Below are 17,497 nucleotides of genomic sequence, written 5' to 3'. Positions count from 1 at the left end.
GCTCCGCCAACATTACACGGTCCTCCCCGTGCTCCACCAAATCGTTTCCGGTCTGTACGGATACGGCCGGTACTGTCAGCCTTCGTGACCGTGATCGCGCTTGTCGGCGCCCGCCATCGCGTGCCCCTCGCCGCCGGGGCATGCCTGCTCTCCTTCACGGCCTTCTGGCTGGCGCAGCGCGCCGCGGACGTCTCGATGATCGACCTGATGGTCTACCGCGCCGAGGGCGAGACCGTCCGGGCGGGCGGCGATCTCTACGCACTGCGCACCACCGAGGCCCATCTGCCCACCACCTACCCGCCGTTCGCGGCCCTGCTGTTCACCCCGCTGACGCTCCTGGAGACGGCGGACATGCGCACGCTCGCCACGCTCGGGAATCTGCTCCTCCTGGTGGCGTTCGCGCACCTGGCCCTCCGCCTCGTCGCGCCGGTCGACAGGACCGGGCACGCGCGCGTGGAGGCCGCTTTGTGGGTGTCCGCGCTCGCCGTGTGGGCGGAGCCGGTGTGGACGACCCTGCGGTACGGGCAGATCAATCTGCTGCTCGCCGTCCTGGTCCTGTGGGATCTGTCCCGGCGCCCCGGTCACCGCTGGGCGGGGGCCGGCATCGGCATCGCGGCGGCGGTCAAGCTCACGCCCGCGCTCTTCGCGGTGTTCCTGCTGCTCACGGGCGCCGCCGAGGCCGCGCGGCGCGGGCCCTGGCGCGCGCCCGTCCGCCGCGCGTGCGTGGCGGCCGCCGCGTTCACCGGTGTGACGCTGGTCGCAGCCGCCGTCCTGCCGTACGACTCCTGGCGCTTCTGGACCCGGATGGTCTTCGAGGCGGGCCGGGTGGGGCTCGCCGAGGACACCGCGAACCAGTCGCTGCGCGGGGTCCTCGCGCGGCTCCTGCACACCGACGAGCCCGGCGCCCTGTGGGTGGCGACCGCCGCGGCGGCGGGCGTCCTCGGGCTCACGGCGGCGGTGCGCGCGGCGCTGCGCGGCGAGCACGCACGGGCCGCGGTCGCCTGTGCGGTGACCGCGCTCCTGGTCAGCCCGGTGTCGTGGTCGCACCACTGGGTGTGGTGCGTACCGATGGGGCTGCTCCTGTGGACGGAGGCGGTGCGCCGGGGCGGCCGGGCACGGTGGACGGCCACCGGAGCCGCGGTGCTCGTCTTCTGTTCGTACGCCCTGTGGTGGGTCCCGCATGGCGCGGGACGGCTTGAACTCGACCAGAATTATGGCGAGATGACGCTGTCAGCTCTCTACGTAGGGACCGCTTTCGCGTTCCTGCTGGGCGAGGTCGGACGACGGACCCGAGGCCGGACGACGGGCCCGGCCCGGGATCAGGCCGTGGCGAAGGAGTAGAAGCGCTTGAGCGTGCAGTGTTCGTCGAGCAGCCGGCCATAGATCGGCTCCCCTTCGAGCTCGCGGTACGTCTCGATGGGGTCGCCCTTTATGATCAGCGCCCGCGCGCACTCCTCGCACCAGTACTGGTAGTCCTGGTTGACCGGTTCCATGTCGCGGACGATCGGCGTACCACTGCCACACCAGTCGCACTTCCGCCTGTGTGCACCCATCGATCAGCTCCAGCTGCGGCCGCAGGCCGTGCACACGTACGAGACACCGCCGTTGTCGCCGAGTACTTGCGCGACATGGGACGAACCGCAGGACGGACAGGTGAGGAGGGGGGTGATCACCGCGGAGGGAGCGGCAGCGCGGCGTGGCGCGGCCACTGCGATGGGGCCGGCGGCCTCATCGAGGATGCTCGCAGGCATCGCTCTCCCTCCCGTCGGGTCACAATCGGTGGTCTGGTGCGGTCCCCTTCCGGCTGTCCGATTCTGCCATGGCCCGAGCGACCCGGTCAGCGACGCAGTCGTACCAGTCCGGACACGGCGCCCAGCACGGCCGCCCCGGCCAGGGCGTATGCGCACACCAAGAGCGCGTCCGCGGATGAATACGCCTCCGCAGCCCCTTGTGACTCAAGCCGGTTGAGGAAAAGTGCCCCGAAACACGCCACGCCGATCAACTGGCCGAGCTGAGCGACCGTCGAGAGAAGGCCGCTGGCGTCCGCGGCGTCCTCGGGCCGCACCGTGGAGAGCGCCCGGGTGAGCGTCGGGCTGAACCCCAGGGAGAGCCCCGCCCCGATGCCCGCGAAGGCCGCGTAAAGCCACGGTCCGCCCTCCCCGCCGTCCCGCAGGAGCAGACCCACCGCGACCGCCGACACCGCGGTGAGCGCGAACCCGGCGGGGATCAGCGCCCGTTGCACCACCGCGGGCCACCGCCGCCAGGTCAGGCCGACCGCGCCGAAGACGACGGCGGTCGGCGCGAACGTCAGACCGGCACGCAGCGCGCTGTAGCCGAGACCGCCCTGGATGTGCAGCGTGAGCACGAACAGGAAGCCGGCGTTGACCGCCATCACCGCGGTGATCCTGAAGACCGCGAGGCCCATGCCCGGGATGCGCAGCACCCCCGGCGCGATCAGCGGCGCGCCGCCCCTGCGGGCGAGCCGGGACTCGTATGCGCAAAAGAGCGTGAAGAGCACCGCCGCCGAGCCGAGCGAGAGCCAGGACCACAGCGGCCAGCCCTCCTGCTGACCGAGCACCAGCGGCACGGTGAGCAGCGAGACAGCGGCACCGAGCAGCACGAGCCCCGGCAGATCGAGCCCGCGCACCCGCCGCCCGGCTCCCTGATCCCCCGGCTTCTCGGCGGCGCCCCCGTCACGCGGCAGCACACGTCCCGCCGTGATCAACAGAACCGCGCCCACCGGCACGTTCACCAGGAACACCGGTCGCCAACTCGTGCCGAACAGGTCGGCGCTGACCAGGATCCCGCCGAGCACCTGCCCCGCGGCGGCCCCGACGGCGAGCACGGCCGCGTACGCGCCGAGCGCCCTGGTCCGCGCCTCGCCGGTGAAGTTTCGCTGGATCAGGCTGAGGACCTGCGGGATGAGAAGCGCCGAACCCGCGCCCTGCAACAGCCGGAAGGCGATCAACTCGCCCGTCCCCCGGCTGAGTCCGCAGGCGAGCGAGGCGACGGTGAAGACCGTGAGGCCCACGAGGTAGAGACGGCGGTGACCGAGCCGGTCACCGAGCCGCGCGCCGGTGATCAGGAGCACGGCGTACGTGATGGTGTATCCGGCGATCACCAGCTGCAACCCGGCGCCCGACGCGCCCAGTTCACCGCGGATGGTGGGCGCGGCGACATTGACGATGAAGACGTCGAGCAGCGCCATGAACTGGGCGGCGATGACGACCGCGAGCACTCGGCCGGGGCGATTGTCAGTGCCGGGGGTTTTACTGAATGCGGGACCTGAACCGGGACCCGGGCCGACGGGACCCGGTGCGGCGGTGGACGGGGTGGTCGTTGTCATGGGCCCGAGCGTGGCGGCGAGTTGGTACGGGTAACGAGAGCCCGCTGATGCTGGTACTGGCAGCACCTGGCAAACCCCGGGCCATGGACCGACGATGGGGGATGTGACGGTGACGGGGGACGCGACGCGGATGGGGACGACGACTCAGCGACGGAGGCCGGAGCTCGCCGCTTTCCTGCGGAGCCGCAGAGCCAGGGTGACGCCCGCCGACGTGGGCATGGAGCCGGGCCTGCGCCGCCGCACGCCCGGCCTGCGCCGCGAGGAGGTCGCCCAGCTCTCCGGAGTCGGCGTGACCTGGTACACGTGGCTGGAGCAGGGCCGCCCGATCAACGCCTCCGCGCAGGTCCTGGACGCCGTGGCACGCACGCTGCGCCTCGACAGGGCCGAGCGCGAGCATCTGTACCACCTGGCCGAGGTTCCCTGCGAGCCGGTCCGCAAGACCACGTCCCCCGCGACCGTCGGCCCGGAGATCCAGGGCATCATCGACGCCCTCGACCCGCGTCCGGCGGTGGTCTACAACGCGCGCTACGACATCCTCGCCACCAACCCCGCCTACCGCGATCTCTTCTTCGTGCCCCAGCTGGAGGCCTTCGGGGTGCCGAACGTGCTGTGGACGCTGTTCATCGCGCCCGACCCCGTCTGCCCGCTGGTCTTCCGCGACGAGGAGCTGCCGGTGATGGTGGCGACGCTGCGCAGTTCGTACGGACGGCACGTGGGCGAGCCCGCCTGGGAGGACTTCATACGCCGCCTGTCCGCGGCGAGCACGCACTTCGCCGAGCTGTGGGAGAGCGGAAACGTGGCCCCGCCGGGGCCGCGCGTGAAGACCTTCCGGCACGAGGCGGTCGGTGAGCTGCGGATGACGTCGGTCTCGCTGTCCATCAACGGCATGCCGGAATGCCGGATCGTCGCCTACACCCCGGACGACGAGGAGAGCCGCATGCGGGCGGCCGAGCTTCGCGCGCTCAGACCCCCGGACGCTGACGGCCCGCCGGGAACGAAAGAATCCCGCCCTCTGATGAGGACGGGATCCTGATTGTGGAGCTAAGGAGAATTGAACTCCTGACCTCCTGCATGCCATGCAGGCGCTCTACCAACTGAGCTATAGCCCCGTGTGCCACGCGATGGATCCGCGTGATGTTCTCTCCCGCTCGGCGGGCGAACAAGAAGAACTTTAGCCTGCGCCGGGCCGGAATGTGAAATCCGGGTGGCGGACCCTCCCCGGCCCTCCGACCAGCGGCTCTGTCACCCGCCCCCACACCCGCCCGGCCCGCGGCTAATCGTCGTCGCCGAGCACCGGCTCCGGCAGCGTGCCGGCGTTGTGCTCGAGCAGGCGCCAGCCCCGCGCGCCCTGGCCGAGCACGGACCAGCAGCAGTTGGAGAGCCCGCCGAGGCTCTCCCAGTGGTGGGATTCCAGGCCGAGGAGACGGCCGATGGTGGTGCGGATCGTGCCGCCGTGGCTGACCACCACGAGCGTGCCGTTGTCCGGCAGCTTCTCGGCGTGGCGCAGGACGATCGGCGCGGCCCGGTCGGCGACCTCGGTCTCGAGCTCGCCGCCGCCCCGGCGCACCGCCTCGCCGCGCTTCCACGCGGCGTACTGCTCGCCGAAGCGCGCGATGATCTCGTCGTGCGTCAGACCCTGCCATTCACCGGCGTAGGTCTCCTGGAGGCCCTGCTCGTAGGTGATGTCGAGGCCGGTGAGGGCGGCGAGCTCACCCGCGGTGGCCGCCGCCCGCTTGAGGTCGGACGCCACGATGGCGTCCGGCTTCAGCGAGGCGAGCAGCCGGGCGGCGCGCTTGGCCTGCGAGATACCGGTGTCCGTCAGCTCGATGTCCGTGGAGCCCTGGAAGCGGCGCTCCAGGTTCCAGGCGGTCTGGCCGTGCCGCCACAGGATCACCCGGCAGCCGCGGCTGCTCACCGAAGCTCACCGTCCAGATCGGCAGCCTCCTCCGCGGCGCGCTGCTCGGCGTGCTCGGCGGCCTTGCCGCGGGTCGCGACGGCGTCCGCGGGGAGTTCGATCTCGGGGCAGTCCTTCCACAGCCGCTCCAGAGCGTAGAAAACACGCTCCTCGCTGTGCTGGACGTGCACCACGATGTCCACGTAGTCCAGGAGGACCCAGCGGGCTTCGCGGTCGCCCTCGCGGCGCACCGGCTTGACGCCGAGGTCCTTGTTCAGCCGCTCCTCGATCTCGTCGACGATCGACTTGACCTGGCGGTCGTTGGGCGCGGAGGCGAGCAGGAACGCGTCCGTGATCGACAGCACGTCGCTGACGTCGTACGCGATGATGTCGTGCGCGAGCTTGTCGGCGGCCGACTGAGCGGCGACCTTGATGAGCTCGATGGAGCGGTCCGTGGCGGTCACAGTTGAGCTTTCCTTCAGGTGGTCAAGACACACCAAGGGTCTCACGGACCGCCGACACCACCCCCGACGAGCGTCCGATCGCCCTGTCTGCTGCGTCACCCCGGCCGGGAAGAGCCCCGGCCGGGGCGGGTGCGGTCATCCCGTCTTGTAGTCCCGGCCGAGGACGACCGACACGTCCGCGTTCGGCGCGGTCGTGCCCTTGCGGACCGCGCTGTCCGGCAGGTCGAGGGTCCTCGCGACCTCGACGGCCTGCGTCTTCTTGGCCGCGTCGGCGTACGTGACCTGCGACGTCGCCTGTGCCGACGAGCCCGCGCCGCTGTCGACGAAGGTGTAGCCGCCGTTGACCAGCGAGATCCGCGCCTCCTGCCCGGCGCCCTTGGTCCCGGAGGCGTTCTTGACGCCGACCCGTACGGCCGCGCCCTTCTCCGGGTTCTTGACCGCGCCGCCCAGGACGCTCTTGACGACGCTCGCCCCGGTCTTCTCCGAGAGCGTTCCGTCCTGCTGCACCGGGAGCAGCTGCGTGGCGTAGTCGCCGCCCTTCGCGCGATCGGCGAGCTTGGCGAGGAACGCGCCGAGGTCCTGTTCCTTGAGCGAGGGGTCCAGGATCTGGGCGAGGGACTGGACGGTGGTCGTCGCGGCCTGCGGGTCGGACGACAGCTTGCGCAGGACACCCTGCATGACCTGCCCGAACCGGTCCAGCTGCGCCGTCTCGGGCTCGCCGGACGCGCGGTAGGTGGCGTACGCGACCGCCATCGGGCCGCTCAGGGTCTGCTGCTCGCCCTTCTTCACGAGCGGTGCCTGGCCCTTCTTCTTGGCCTTGGGGTCCGGCACGTCGGCGTCCGTGTCGATGTCGATGTTGCCGACCAGCTCGACGAGGTTGTTCAGGTACGGGGTGTCGAGCCGCCAGGTGCCCTCGATCTGCGTGCCGAGCAGGCTGTCGATCGAATCGCGGGTACCGGTCGAACCGTCGTCGTCGACCGACTTGCCCAGTGTCGTTCCCGCGCCCTCGTCGTCCGTCACGGAGAGGGAGTTGGGCAGCAGGACGGTGGTGCCGCGCTTGGCCGTGGTGTTGTTCACCAGGAGCGCGGTGGAGGTGTCGCCCCCCTTGGTGTCGTGCAGGTGGACGACGATCACGTCGCGGTTCTGCGGTCCGGCCGCCGCTGCGCCGTCGCCGGACGCGTCGTCCGACAGGCCCGGCAGCTTGCCCGCGTACCAGAGGTAGCCGACGCCGCCGGCGATCACGAGTGCGAGCACCACGACGAGGGCGACCACCCTGGAGCGCCCGCGCCGCTTGGCCTCCTCGCGCCGCTCGGTGCGGCTCTCGGTGAACTTCAGCCAGTCGATGACGTCTTCGGACTCTTCGTCCGGCTCCTCGATGAAGGAGAACTGCTGCGTCTCGTACGCGGGATCGCGCTCCGGCGCACGCCGGGGCTCGGCCTCGGGCTGCGGCTCGGGTTCCGGCTGCCGCGACTGCTGCGGGATCCAGCCGGTCTGCGTCTGCTGGGCGGCCTGCGACTGGGGCTGCGGCGCCTGCTGAGGCTGGTCGTAGGTGCCGTACGAACCGGAGTCGTACGGCGGGACGGGCGCCTGCCGGCCCGTCGCGTAAGGGTCGTAGCCGTAACCCTGCGGCTGCTGGTACTGCTGCTGGCCCGGGGACCCGTACTGGTCGTACGAGGCCGACGGCTGGGCCTGCTGTGGGGGCTGCTGCTGCACCTGCTGGTACACCGGCTGGCCGTACTCGTCGTACCCGACGACCTGGTACTGATCAGCCGCGTACTCGCCCGCGTACGGGTCGCCGCCCGCATACGGGTCGTACTGTCGGTCGTTCACCGGTGCCCCTCTCGGCTCAATCGCCGCGGTACAGCTCGCGCTTGTCGATATAACGCACCACACCGTCCGGCACCAGGTACCAGACGGGATCCCCCTTGGCCACGCGCGCACGGCAGTCCGTGGACGAGATGGCGAGGGCGGGGACCTCCACGAGGGAGACGCCGCCCTCCGGAAGACCCGGGTCGGTCAGCGTATGGCCGGGTCGGGTGACCCCGATGAAGTGGGCGAGGGAGAACAGTTCATCGGTGTAGCGCCAGGTGAGGATCTGGCCGAGGGCGTCGGCGCCCGTGATGAAGAAGAGGTCCGTGTCGGGGTTGAGCGTGCGCAGATCGCGCAGCGTGTCCGTCGTGTAGGTCGGTCCGCCGCGGTCGATGTCGATACGGCTCACCGAGAACTGCGGGTTCTCGGCCGTCGCGATGACCGTCATCAGATAGCGATCCTCGGCCGGGGACACCGTCTTGTCGCTCTTCTGCCAGGGCTGTCCGGTCGGCACGAACACCACCTCGTCGAGGTGGAACTGCGCGGCGACCTCCTGGGCCGCCACCAGGTGTCCGTGGTGGATCGGGTCAAACGTTCCGCCCATGACGCCGAGGCGGCGTTTGCCCTTGCTGGCCGGGCCGGCACCGGGACCGGTAGGCATGTCCTGCTCTCCCATGCGTGCAGACCCTACCGGCCCGGTGGACGGGCGCTGTTCCGGCGTCCGTTCGGTGGACCGGCTCAGCGGTCCCGGTTGAAGCGCGTGGTCAGCCACAGGAGCAGCATGAGCACGACGAACGCGCCACCGCCGGTGAGGAGAGGACTGAGGCTTTCGTGGTTGCCACCGTGCTCGCCGCCCTCGGAGGCGAGAGTGACCAGCTGGGAGGCGGTGCTGTGGAGGCTCATCGTCGGCAGGACCTATCCGGAGGTGGGCGGGACAAAGACTTCCGGACCATCGTATGCGGGGGCACCGGCAGAGCTCACGCCGACTCAGCCGTTGTGGTCTGCGCGGTCGTCGCCGCCGCTCCCGCCGGGGCGGTTCTCGCCGGCTTCGGCGGGGCGGTCCTCACCGGCCTCGGCGGTGTCCGCGGAACGCCCGGTGTCCGCACCCTGGCGGTAGCCCCGCAGCAGGAACCACGCGACCAGCACGCAGCCGACGACCATGACGATCAGCACGACGCGGAGCAGATTGCCCGCCCCCTGCTCCTTGGCGGCCAGGGCGGCCGCCTCCGTGACCCAGTGGTGGGCGGCGGCGCTGTGCTCCATGACGGCCATGACGGGCGACTCCATTCGCTGTGCTGCCCTGTCACGGTATCTCCGCCTAGGCTGGGTCCCACCTCGGGGGCATGACTGGACGAGCATGGGGGATGGGGCATGACCGACCACAACGACCACGGCCGGCACGACGGTGGCCACGAGCAGGACGGCGGCCACGAGAACGTGCCGAGCAGGCAGCGCAGGCGCTTTCCCGGCATCTCCTCGCGGGCGTACGAACACCCGGCGGATCGTTCCGCCCTGGTGGCCCTGCGCAAGCTGAGCGGCTTCGACACCGTCTTCAAGGCGCTGAGCGGGCTGCTGCCCGAGCGGAGCCTTCGCCTTCTGTTCCTCTCGGACTCCGTACGGGTCTCCGACGCGCAGTTCGCGCACCTGAACACCATGCTGCGGGACGCCTGTTACATCCTGGACCTGGAGAAGGTCCCGCCGATGTACGTGAACATGGACCCTAATCCGAACGCGATGTGCATCGGCCTCGACGAGCCGATCATCGTGGTGACCACCGGCCTCGTCGAACTGCTCGACGAGGAGGAGATGCGGGCGGTCGTCGGCCACGAGGTGGGCCACGCGCTCTCCGGCCACTCGGTGTACCGCACGATATTGCTCTTCCTCACCAACCTCGCCCTCAAGGTGGCCTGGATCCCGCTCGGCAACCTCGCGATCATGGCGATCGTGACCGCCCTGCGCGAGTGGTTCCGCAAGTCCGAGCTCTCGGCGGACCGCGCCGGGCTCCTGGTGGGCCAGGACCTCAAGGCGTCGATGCGCGGCCTGATGAAGATCGCGGGCGGCAATCACCTGCACGAGATGAACGTGGACGCGTTCCTGGAGCAGGCCGAGGAGTACGAGGCGGGGGGCGACCTGCGCGACTCGGTCCTGAAGATCATGAACATGATGCCGCGTACGCACCCCTTCACCACCGTGCGCGCCGCCGAGCTGAAGAAGTGGGCCGCGACCCGCGACTACCAGCGGATCATGGACGGTCACTACCCCCGCCGCGACGACGACCGCGACACCTCGGTGTCGGACTCCTTCCGCCAGTCGGCCTCCAGCTACGCGGACGACATGCGCACCAGCAAGGACCCGCTGATGAAGCTGGTCAACGACATCGCGGGCGGCGCGGGCGACCTGGGCGGCAAGCTGCGCGGGAAGTTCACCGGACAGAACGGCCGGCAGAGCGGCGATCAGGGCGCCGGCCCCACCGAAGAGAAGTAACCCCTCAGAGCGAGGGCTGGGCGGACGCCGAGAGTGAGCCGCACAGCGCCGTGGCGTCACCCGTCGCGTACGGGTCGGTGCCCGCGGGACCGCCCGCCTTCGCCTTCTGGCCCGCGAGCAGTGGCCGCAGCTGATCGGCGGCATCGGCGGAGCAGGCGAGCGGGCCCGCCTGCATGTACGACACGATCAGCTCGGCCTGCCGCATCCGCAGGTCGTCGCGGTCGAAGCGGAACTGCAGCTCGCGGCGGACGGTGAACAGCGAGGCCTTGGCGTGCTCCCCCTCGCCTGCCGGACGCAGCGCGTAGACGAAGGTGTGGTCCGAGGTCACCTCCAGGGTGTTCTTGTCCGTCTCGGTGGCGCGCAGCGTGCCGTGGACCCGGATGCCGGGCGCGGCCAGGGCCGTCTTCGTCGGGTCGAAGCGCACCAGCCATCCGGTGGGGGCGTGCCGCCCGTCCGCCGCCGGGTGCGCGAAGCTCCGGTCGAACTGGTCGAGCTGCCGCGGGTCGAGCAGGACCCGCGCGGAGCGCACGGCGCCGCCGGTGAGGACGTCCGGGTCGAGCGAGGACTCGACCAGATAGTCCTTGGCGGTGGTCAGCGCGGTCATCACCTGGCCGTCCGAGAAGTGCGAAGTGCGCCGTGCCGAGGGGAGGTTGATGCCCGAAGCGCCCACCTCGAACTGCGCGGCCTGACTGTGCGCGTACAGATCGGCCGGTTTGTCGGCGCCGGGCACGGCCCCCGGCGGGGCGAGCGGGATGACCGTGATGCGCAGCGGCTCGGGGCGCGTCTCGGCCGGGGTCTGGTACGGATGGCGTACGCCCATGTAGATCGCGGTGCCGAAGGCGACGGCGATCAGGAGGACGAGGATCACGGCCTGTTTGGAGAGGCGGCGGTGGCGCGAGGGCAGGCGCCGCACCGGATGCGTGTGATCGCCCATGCGCTCCTGCGCGGAGTACTCCTGGAGCCGCGCGGCACGGACGAACGACTCGTCGAAGACGACGGAGCGGTACTCGTCCTCACCGCCCGCGGGAGCGCCCTCGGGTGTCCCTTCGGGTGTCCCCTCAGGTGGTTCTCCTGGCCCGCCCATACCTTCAGAGTAGGTCTCAGCGCCGTCGGGTAAACGCCCTGGTACACGACAAGTTCTGACAACTTCTTCCGTCAACTCGTCACGGCGCGCGCGGCGCCGCGGACACCGGCGGCGGGTCGTACTCCGCGGAGGCGGACGGTTCCGTGGACACGGGCGGCGGGATCGGGTCCTGGCGGCCCGTGGACGCGCCGCGGTAGACCGCGGTGAAGGCGAGCGCCACCATGCCGACGCCCATCACGAGCGCGAGCATCCAGGCGACGGGGCGGTACCAACGGCTGTGTCCCCGGTAGCCGCCCCTGCGGCCGTAACCGTCCTCGGTGAACTCGCGTTCGTAGACGTCGTCGAGGTCGGGGTCGTGGCCGAAGTCGCCGCCGTCGTCGGGGCCGAAGCCTTCGTCGTAGAGGTCGTCCTCCGGCGACTCGCGGCCGGAGCCTCTGGTGCGGGCCCGGCGGTTCTCCGCCTCGGAGGCTTCGGCGCGCGCCTGGGCGGCGGCCAACAGCCGCTCCACGGCGGTCGGTTCATGAACCTCGGCGGCTTTGACGAAGTCCTCGTCGAAGACCACGGAGGCGAACTCTTCGTCCGCACCCCCGTGGTCGCGGTCGTCGTCGGGCTCCCAGCCGTCGGGAAACGACGGCGTGCCCCCCACGTCCTCCGGCACCCTCCCAGCGTAGCCCCGGAAGGGGCAATCTGGGCAGACGGTACGGGAATTGGGCCCGGGCGGGAATTCAGCGGATGTGACCGTCGCCGGTGACGATGTACTTCGTCGACGTCAGCTCGGGAAGCCCCATGGGGCCCCGGGCGTGCAGCTTCTGCGTGGAGATGCCGATCTCGGCGCCGAAGCCGAACTGGCTGCCGTCCGTGAAGCGCGTGGAGGCGTTCACGGCGACCGTGGTGGAGTCCACGAGCTGGGTGAAGCGGCGCGCGGCCTGCTGCGAGGTGGTGACGATCGCCTCGGTGTGCCCGGAGGTCCACAGGCGGATGTGCTCGACGGCCTGCTCCAGGGAGTCGACGATGCCCGCCGCGATGTCGTACGAGAGGTACTCGGTCTCCCAGTCCTCCGTGGTCGCGGGCACGACGGTGGCCTTCGAGCCGCCCGTGCTCTCCACGTAGCCGATGACGCGCTCGTCGGCGTGCACCGTGACCCCGGCCTCGGCCAGGGCGTCCAGGGCGCGCGGCAGGAACGCGTCGGCGATGTCCGCGTGCACCAGGAGCGTCTCGGCGGCGTTGCAGACGCTGGGGCGCTGGGCCTTGGAGTTGATGAGGATGTCGACGGCCATGTCGAGGTCGGCGTCTGCGTCCACGTACACGTGGCAGTTGCCGGTGCCGGTCTCGATGACCGGGACCGTGGACTCCTCCACGACGGTCTTGATCAGCGAGGCGCCGCCGCGCGGAATGAGGACGTCGACCAGGCCGCGGGCGCGCATCAGCTCGCGCACCGAGTCACGGTTCTCGCCCGGCACGAGCTGGACGGCGTCGGCCGGCAGGCCCGCTCCGTGGACGGCGTCGCGCAGGACCCGGACGAGCGCGGTGTTCGATTCGTACGCCGATGACGAGCCCCGCAGGAGCACCGCGTTGCCGGACTTCAGGCAGAGGGCGGCGGCGTCCACGGTGACGTTCGGGCGGGCCTCGTAGATGATCCCGACGACGCCGAGCGGCACGCGGACCTGGCGCAGGTCGATGCCGTTGGGCAGGGTCGAGCCGCGGACGATCTCGCCGACGGGGTCGGGCAGGGCGGCCACGTCGCGCACGTCGGCGGCGATGGCGCGGACCCGCTCCGGGGTGAGCGTCAGACGGTCCACGATGGACTCACTGGTGCCGGCCTCGCGGGCGCGGGCGGTGTCCTTGCCGTTGGCCTCGACGATCTCGGCGGTGCGCACCTCGAGGGCGTCGGCGATCGCCAGGAGCGCGTCGTCCTTGGCGGCGCGCGGCAGCGGCGCGAGCGTCGCGGCGGCGCCGCGGGCGCGGTAGGCGGCCTGGGCGACGGGCGAGAGGTTGTCGTACGGCAGGCCCGAGAACAGAGGAGGGAGGGACGTCATGTTCGCAGCGTAATGCGGGCCGGGGGTGGTCCACCCCTCGTTTCAGCAGCCGAGACCGCCGCTCTCACGACGGCTCAAAAAGGGTGCACGCCCACGGGGGTCGCGGGAAGCGGACCGTAACCCTCCGCGATCCGGTGGTGGTAGGTGTCGCGGTCGATGACTTCGAGCCCCACGATCTCCCACGGCGGGAGCTGCGCGCTCTGCCGGTGCTCGCCCCAGAGCCGGAGCGCGACCGCGGCGGCGTCGTGCAGGTCGCGGGCCTCTTCCCAGTACCGGATCTCCGCGTGGTCGGGCGCGTACCTGCTGGTCAGCAGAAAGGGGTGGTCGTGGGCGAGCTGTTCGAGGCCGCGCCTGACCTCCTGCAACGGAGTCTTCGTCCCCGAGACGCTGAGGGTGACGTGCCAGAGACGGGGCGCGTCCACCGTCTCGTCCTCCCGGCTCTCGTCCGTCTCGCCCGCCGCTCGCGTCTCACCGGTGTACGTCGCCCCCGCGGCGACGCTGGTCAGTGACCGCTCGGCCGGTGCGCGGGACGACGCTCCCGGGCGCACTCGTCTCACGACGTCCTCCTCTACGCAATGGTGGTGCGGATACGCAATGGTCGTACGGAAGTGTCTGGAACAAAGTTGAGCAGGCCAAGCGCCCCCGCGGGGCCGTTTTGGGGAGTTTCCCCTCGCAGGGGCCGGTCGTCGCACGGCGTTCGCGCCTGTTTTCGGCCGGGGGCCGACACGCGGCAGCGGAAGACTCAGCCGTGCAGCAGGGCCAGGTCGTCGCGGTGCACCACTTCACGCTCGTACGCGGGTCCGAGTTCCCGTGCGAGCTCCCGCGTGGAGCGGCCGAGGAGCTGCGGCAACTCCTTGGCGTCGAAGTTCACCAGGCCGCGCGCCACGGGACGCCCCGCGGTGTCCCGCAGTTCGACCGGGTCGCCCGCGGTGAAGTCGCCCTCGACCGCCGCGATCCCGGCCGGGAGCAGCGATTTGCGCCCCTCGACGACGGCGCGCACGGCCCCGTCGTCGAGCGTGAGCGCGCCCTGCGGCTCGGAGGCGTACTGCAGCCACAGGAGCCGGTCGGCGGTGCGGCGGCCCGTGCGGTGGAAGTACGTCCCGGTGTCGCGGCCCGCGAGGGCGTCGGCGGCCTGGCTCGCGGAGGTCAGGACGACCGGGATCCCGGCGGACGCCGCGATCCGCGCGGCCTCGACCTTGGTGACCATGCCGCCGGTGCCGACGCCCGCCTTGCCCGCGCTGCCGATCTGGACGTGCGCTATGTCGGCGGGGCCCGTCACCTCGGAGATCCGGGCGGTGCCGGGCTTCGCCGGGTCGCCGTCGTAGAGACCGTCCACGTCGGAGAGCAGGACGAGGAGGTCGGCGCGGACCAGATGGGCGACGAGGGCGGCGAGCCGGTCGTTGTCGCCGAAGCGGATCTCGTCCGTCGCCACGGTGTCGTTCTCGTTCACGACGGGCAGCGCGCCCATCGCCAGGAGCTGGTCGAGGGTGCGGGAGGCGTTGCGATGGTGGGCGCGGCGGGCCATGTCGTCGGAGGTGAGGAGCACCTGCCCGACGCGTACGCCGTAACGCGCGAAGGAAGCGGTGTAGCGGGCCACGAGGAGCCCCTGGCCGACGCTGGCGGCCGCTTGCTGCCTCGCGAGGTCCTTGGGGCGCCTGCGCAGGCCGAGCGGCGAGAGTCCGGCGGCGATGGCGCCGGAGGAGACGAGCACGATCTCGCGCTCGCCGCCGCTGCGGCTCTTGGCCAGCACGTCGACCAGGGCGTCGACGCGGTCGGCGTCCAGACCTCCCGACGCGGTGGTCAGGGACGAGGACCCGACCTTGACGACGATCCTGTGGGCCTCTGCGATGCCCTGCCTTGCTGCCCCAGCCACGTGCTTCCCCAATGATCCCGAAGATCCCATTCCCTGCCGGACCAGCCAATCTACGCCAGTGCCCCGGTGGGGTGCCCACGCATTTCGAGGGGCGGACCGCGGCCACCCCGGAGGGGGAACGGGGTCCGCAGGTTCAGTACCTTTGCCCCTTTATCCGGTGATTGTCGTCACGGAAGATTGCTACGGGGCCACCGCACGTCATACGGTCAGTGGTCGACTTCCCTGTCTTCTCTCTCCTCCCAGCGTTCTCCCCCCGTGTTCCCCCCATCCGATCCCCCGCCAGGAGCCCAAGCCCGTGCCCTCTGCCGGACTCGTCCCCCGCCGCATCGTGCAGCTGTCAGCGCTGTTCGCGATGTTCGCGCTCTTCACGGCCCAGCTGGTCAGCGCGCTGGTCCCGTACGTACCGGTGTTCGTCGCCGCGTCCGCGGCGAACCTCATGCTCGACGTCTATCTGCAGTACAAGCAGCCGGGGCTCCTTTCCCTCCTTGGCAAGATCCGCTTCGATGTCACCGTCAGGCAGCTCCTGCGCGACATGCTGATCCTGGTCGGCCTGCTGCGCATCGACGGCATCGAGCCGCTGGCCGAGCAGTCGCCGCTGACGATCTCGCTGCTCGCCTTCTACTTCCTGCACTTCGGCTGCCAGGCCACCGCCATACTGGTGCGCCGCTCCCGCCAGCTGCCGATCGTCACGCGCAACATCGACGCGTCCGCACTGCATCTGACGGCGGCCCCGCCGCGGATCCTCTCGCGCCGCCAGGCCCACCGCCTGCTGACGTTCTCGATCCCCGCGACGGCGGGCCTGCTGGTCACGGCCGCCACCACCGACGCGTACTGGGGCGGCATCGGCCTCGGGATCTCCATCACCCTGATGGGCCTCGGCGCGATCTACCTCGCCACCTGGCTGCTCCCCAAGAAGCGCGCGAAGAACGACGAGAAGGTCATGGAGTGGCTGGACAACTGGCTGGCCGAGTACCAGCCGACCGTCGCCATGTACTTCTCGGGCGGCGCCACCTCCGCGTACCAGGCGAACATGTGGCTCTCCACGCTCTCCAAGCTCGACGGCAAGCCGCTGATCGTGCTGCGTGAGCGCTTCATGGTGCAGAAGATCGACGCGACGGACGTCCCGATCATCTGCTTCCCGAAGGTCGCGACGATGTTCTCCCTGGAGACGTCGACGCTGAAGATGATGCTGCACCCGGCGAACGCCGCGAAGACCTCGCAGGTCCTGCGCATCCCGACGATCAAGCACGCCTTCATCAACCACGGCGAGAGCGACAAGCTGTCCTCCTGCAACCCGTACGCGAAGGCGTACGACGAGGTGTGGGTGGCCGGGCCCGCCGCGCGCGACCGCTACCAGGCCGCCGACGTGGGTATCGACGACAAGGACGTGGTCGAGGTCGGCCGCCCCCAGCTGTCCCCGATCCTGCGCTCGACGGGCGCTCCCACCGGCGCGTTCACGACCGTCCTGTACGCCCCCACCTGGGAGGGCTGGGACGGCAACCCCGGCAACACCTCGGTCACCCTCGCGGGCGAGAACATCGTCCGGCACCTGCTCGCCGACCCCGGCGTCCGGCTCATCTACAAGCCGCACCCGATGACCGGCTCGCAGGACCCGCGCGCGGGCGCCGCCAACGAGCGCATCAAGGCGATGATCCGCGAGGCCGCCGCCAAGCGCACCGGCGAGCGCACCGGCCCGGAGGCCGCCGCCGAACTGGCGCGCCGCGCCGCCGAGTTGGACCAGCTGACCTCCACCAAGTTCCGCAAGAGCGTGGACGAGATGGAGCGGATGATGCTCCAGGGCACGCCCGACGGTGACCAGCAGGCGGCGGTCGCCGAGGCGCTGGCCGCGTGGGAGGCGGCGTACTGGGCTTCGTTCCCCGAGTGGGAGCACCAGATCATCACCACCGCGCGCCCGGCGATCTTCTCCTGCTTCAACCAGGCGGACCTGCTGATCAGCGATGTCTCCTCGGTCGTCTCCGACTGGCTGACGAGCGAGAAGCCGTACGCGGTCGCCAACACCTCCGGCTTGTCCGAGGCGGACTTCCGCGCGGGCTTCCCGACGGTGAGCGCGGCGACGATCCTCTCCCCGACCGCCGAGGACATCCCGGCGCTCCTGGAGGCCGTCCGCTCCCCGGAGCTCGACACGCACGCCGAGGCCCGCGCGGCCCTCAAGGAGCACCTCCTCGGCCCCTCGGACCCGCCGTCCCTGGTCCGCTTCAACGAAGCGGCCCTCGCGCTCTCGGCCAAGGCCGACGAACGCCGCATCCGCATGGCCACCCGCATCGACGCGGAGATCCCCGGCCAGCGCGCGGCGGAAGAGGCGGCGGAGGAAATGGAATCCGACCCGACCGAACAGCCGAACGGCGCGGACGACGCGGTCACGGCGTAGAGCAGCGCCCCCAAGGGGCGCGAGGAACTGCGCGATCAGCCCCCACGCACCCGCACGGCGCACGAACAAGAACAAGAGAAGGCCCCCGGAGCAAAAGCTCCGGGGGCCTTCTCTTATG

18 protein-coding genes and 1 tRNA gene are annotated in these 17,497 nt (G+C 70.8%); 4 read left to right on the top strand and 15 right to left on the bottom strand.

Annotated elements, in window-relative coordinates; translation table 11 throughout:
- Nucleotides 1–84 precede the first annotated feature (84 nt).
- Nucleotides 85–1,341, top strand: a complete 1,257-nt coding sequence (locus tag IE226_RS08895) for a glycosyltransferase 87 family protein (RefSeq protein ID WP_229870648.1) — start codon at nucleotides 85–87, stop codon at nucleotides 1,339–1,341.
- Here the strand turns inward: IE226_RS08895 and IE226_RS08890 are convergent.
- From IE226_RS08890 to IE226_RS08880, 3 genes are all read right to left on the bottom strand, one after another.
- Nucleotides 1,320–1,553: a hypothetical protein gene (locus tag IE226_RS08890; RefSeq protein ID WP_006137425.1), complete on the bottom strand. Its 234-nt coding sequence runs from the start codon at nucleotides 1,551–1,553 to the stop codon at nucleotides 1,320–1,322. The two genes, IE226_RS08895 and IE226_RS08890, sit on opposite strands and share 22 nt — an antisense overlap.
- A 3-nt stretch (nucleotides 1,554–1,556) precedes the next feature.
- Nucleotides 1,557–1,751: an IS1 family transposase gene (locus IE226_RS08885; protein WP_190080472.1), complete on the bottom strand. Its 195-nt coding sequence runs from the start codon at nucleotides 1,749–1,751 to the stop codon at nucleotides 1,557–1,559.
- Between the two features lie 86 nt (nucleotides 1,752–1,837).
- Nucleotides 1,838–3,346, bottom strand: a complete 1,509-nt coding sequence (locus IE226_RS08880; protein WP_190080471.1) for an MFS transporter — start codon at nucleotides 3,344–3,346, stop codon at nucleotides 1,838–1,840.
- A 94-nt stretch (nucleotides 3,347–3,440) separates the two neighbouring features.
- Between IE226_RS08880 and IE226_RS08875 the strand changes: the two genes are divergently transcribed.
- The gene (locus tag IE226_RS08875) at nucleotides 3,441–4,379 is read left to right on the top strand and encodes a helix-turn-helix transcriptional regulator (RefSeq protein ID WP_229870641.1); all 939 of its coding nucleotides are present in this window, start codon (nucleotides 3,441–3,443) and stop codon (nucleotides 4,377–4,379) included.
- Nucleotides 4,380–4,382: 3 nt separating this feature from the next.
- Here IE226_RS08875 and IE226_RS08870 read toward each other — a convergent pair.
- The 7 genes from IE226_RS08870 to IE226_RS08840 form a co-directional block, all read right to left on the bottom strand.
- Nucleotides 4,383–4,455: transfer RNA gene (locus IE226_RS08870), tRNA-Ala, on the bottom strand.
- A 164-nt stretch (nucleotides 4,456–4,619) separates the two neighbouring features.
- Nucleotides 4,620–5,261 (bottom strand): histidine phosphatase family protein, encoded by a 642-nt coding sequence (locus IE226_RS08865; protein WP_190080470.1) that lies wholly within the window; start codon nucleotides 5,259–5,261, stop codon nucleotides 4,620–4,622.
- Complete coding sequence (gene rsfS, locus IE226_RS08860) at nucleotides 5,258–5,704, bottom strand: ribosome silencing factor (protein ID WP_190080469.1); 447 nt, start codon at nucleotides 5,702–5,704, stop codon at nucleotides 5,258–5,260. The genes IE226_RS08865 and rsfS overlap by 4 nt, the downstream gene beginning before the upstream one ends.
- Before the next feature lie 135 nt (nucleotides 5,705–5,839).
- Entirely contained in the window at nucleotides 5,840–7,534 is a 1,695-nt protein-coding gene (locus tag IE226_RS08855; RefSeq protein ID WP_190080468.1) for an LCP family protein, read from the bottom strand.
- A gap of 16 nt (nucleotides 7,535–7,550) precedes the next feature.
- Nucleotides 7,551–8,189 carry a nicotinate-nucleotide adenylyltransferase gene (gene nadD / locus IE226_RS08850; protein WP_190080467.1) on the bottom strand — a complete coding sequence of 213 codons (639 nt, stop codon included), beginning with the start codon at nucleotides 8,187–8,189 and terminating at the stop codon, nucleotides 7,551–7,553.
- Nucleotides 8,190–8,251: 62 nt separating this feature from the next.
- A complete protein-coding gene (locus IE226_RS08845) occupies nucleotides 8,252–8,416 on the bottom strand; it encodes a hypothetical protein (protein WP_190080466.1) in 165 nt (54 codons plus the stop codon).
- 84 nt (nucleotides 8,417–8,500) lie between these two features.
- Nucleotides 8,501–8,785, bottom strand: coding sequence for a hypothetical protein (locus tag IE226_RS08840; protein ID WP_190080580.1), 285 nt, complete (start codon nucleotides 8,783–8,785; stop codon nucleotides 8,501–8,503).
- Between the two features lie 99 nt (nucleotides 8,786–8,884).
- On the opposite strand from IE226_RS08840, the gene IE226_RS08835 reads away from it, so the two are divergent.
- On the top strand, nucleotides 8,885–9,997 hold the full coding sequence (locus tag IE226_RS08835) for a M48 family metallopeptidase (RefSeq protein ID WP_190080465.1): 1,113 nt from the start codon (nucleotides 8,885–8,887) through the stop codon (nucleotides 9,995–9,997).
- Nucleotides 9,998–10,001: 4 nt separating this feature from the next.
- On the opposite strand, the gene IE226_RS08830 is transcribed toward IE226_RS08835, so the two are convergent.
- The 5 genes from IE226_RS08830 to proB form a co-directional block, all read right to left on the bottom strand.
- On the bottom strand, nucleotides 10,002–11,081 hold the full coding sequence (locus IE226_RS08830) for an SCO2583 family membrane protein (protein WP_190080464.1): 1,080 nt from the start codon (nucleotides 11,079–11,081) through the stop codon (nucleotides 10,002–10,004).
- Between the two features lie 79 nt (nucleotides 11,082–11,160).
- On the bottom strand, nucleotides 11,161–11,739 hold the full coding sequence (locus IE226_RS08825; RefSeq protein WP_190080463.1) for an SCO2584 family spore wall biosynthesis protein: 579 nt from the start codon (nucleotides 11,737–11,739) through the stop codon (nucleotides 11,161–11,163).
- A 67-nt stretch (nucleotides 11,740–11,806) separates the two neighbouring features.
- Nucleotides 11,807–13,117, bottom strand: a complete 1,311-nt coding sequence (locus tag IE226_RS08820; RefSeq protein ID WP_190080462.1) for a glutamate-5-semialdehyde dehydrogenase — start codon at nucleotides 13,115–13,117, stop codon at nucleotides 11,807–11,809.
- 74 nt (nucleotides 13,118–13,191) lie between these two features.
- Nucleotides 13,192–13,674 (bottom strand): DUF8830 family protein, encoded by a 483-nt coding sequence (locus IE226_RS08815; RefSeq protein ID WP_190080461.1) that lies wholly within the window; start codon nucleotides 13,672–13,674, stop codon nucleotides 13,192–13,194.
- A gap of 185 nt (nucleotides 13,675–13,859) precedes the next feature.
- Nucleotides 13,860–14,966, bottom strand: a complete 1,107-nt coding sequence (gene proB / locus IE226_RS08810) for a glutamate 5-kinase (RefSeq protein WP_190080568.1) — start codon at nucleotides 14,964–14,966, stop codon at nucleotides 13,860–13,862.
- 319 nt (nucleotides 14,967–15,285) lie between these two features.
- Here proB and IE226_RS08805 point away from each other — a divergent pair, with 319 nt between their 5' ends.
- Entirely contained in the window at nucleotides 15,286–17,379 is a 2,094-nt protein-coding gene (locus IE226_RS08805) for a CDP-glycerol glycerophosphotransferase family protein (RefSeq protein ID WP_190080460.1), read from the top strand.
- Nucleotides 17,380–17,497: the final 118 nt, after the last annotated feature.

Origin of the sequence: Streptomyces longisporoflavus, from assembly GCF_014649775.1 — a bacterium.
GTDB classification, from domain to species: domain Bacteria; phylum Actinomycetota; class Actinomycetes; order Streptomycetales; family Streptomycetaceae; genus Streptomyces; species Streptomyces longisporoflavus.
Note: the sequence above shows the minus strand (reverse complement) of the source record. Positions and strands in the feature narration are given on the sequence as shown.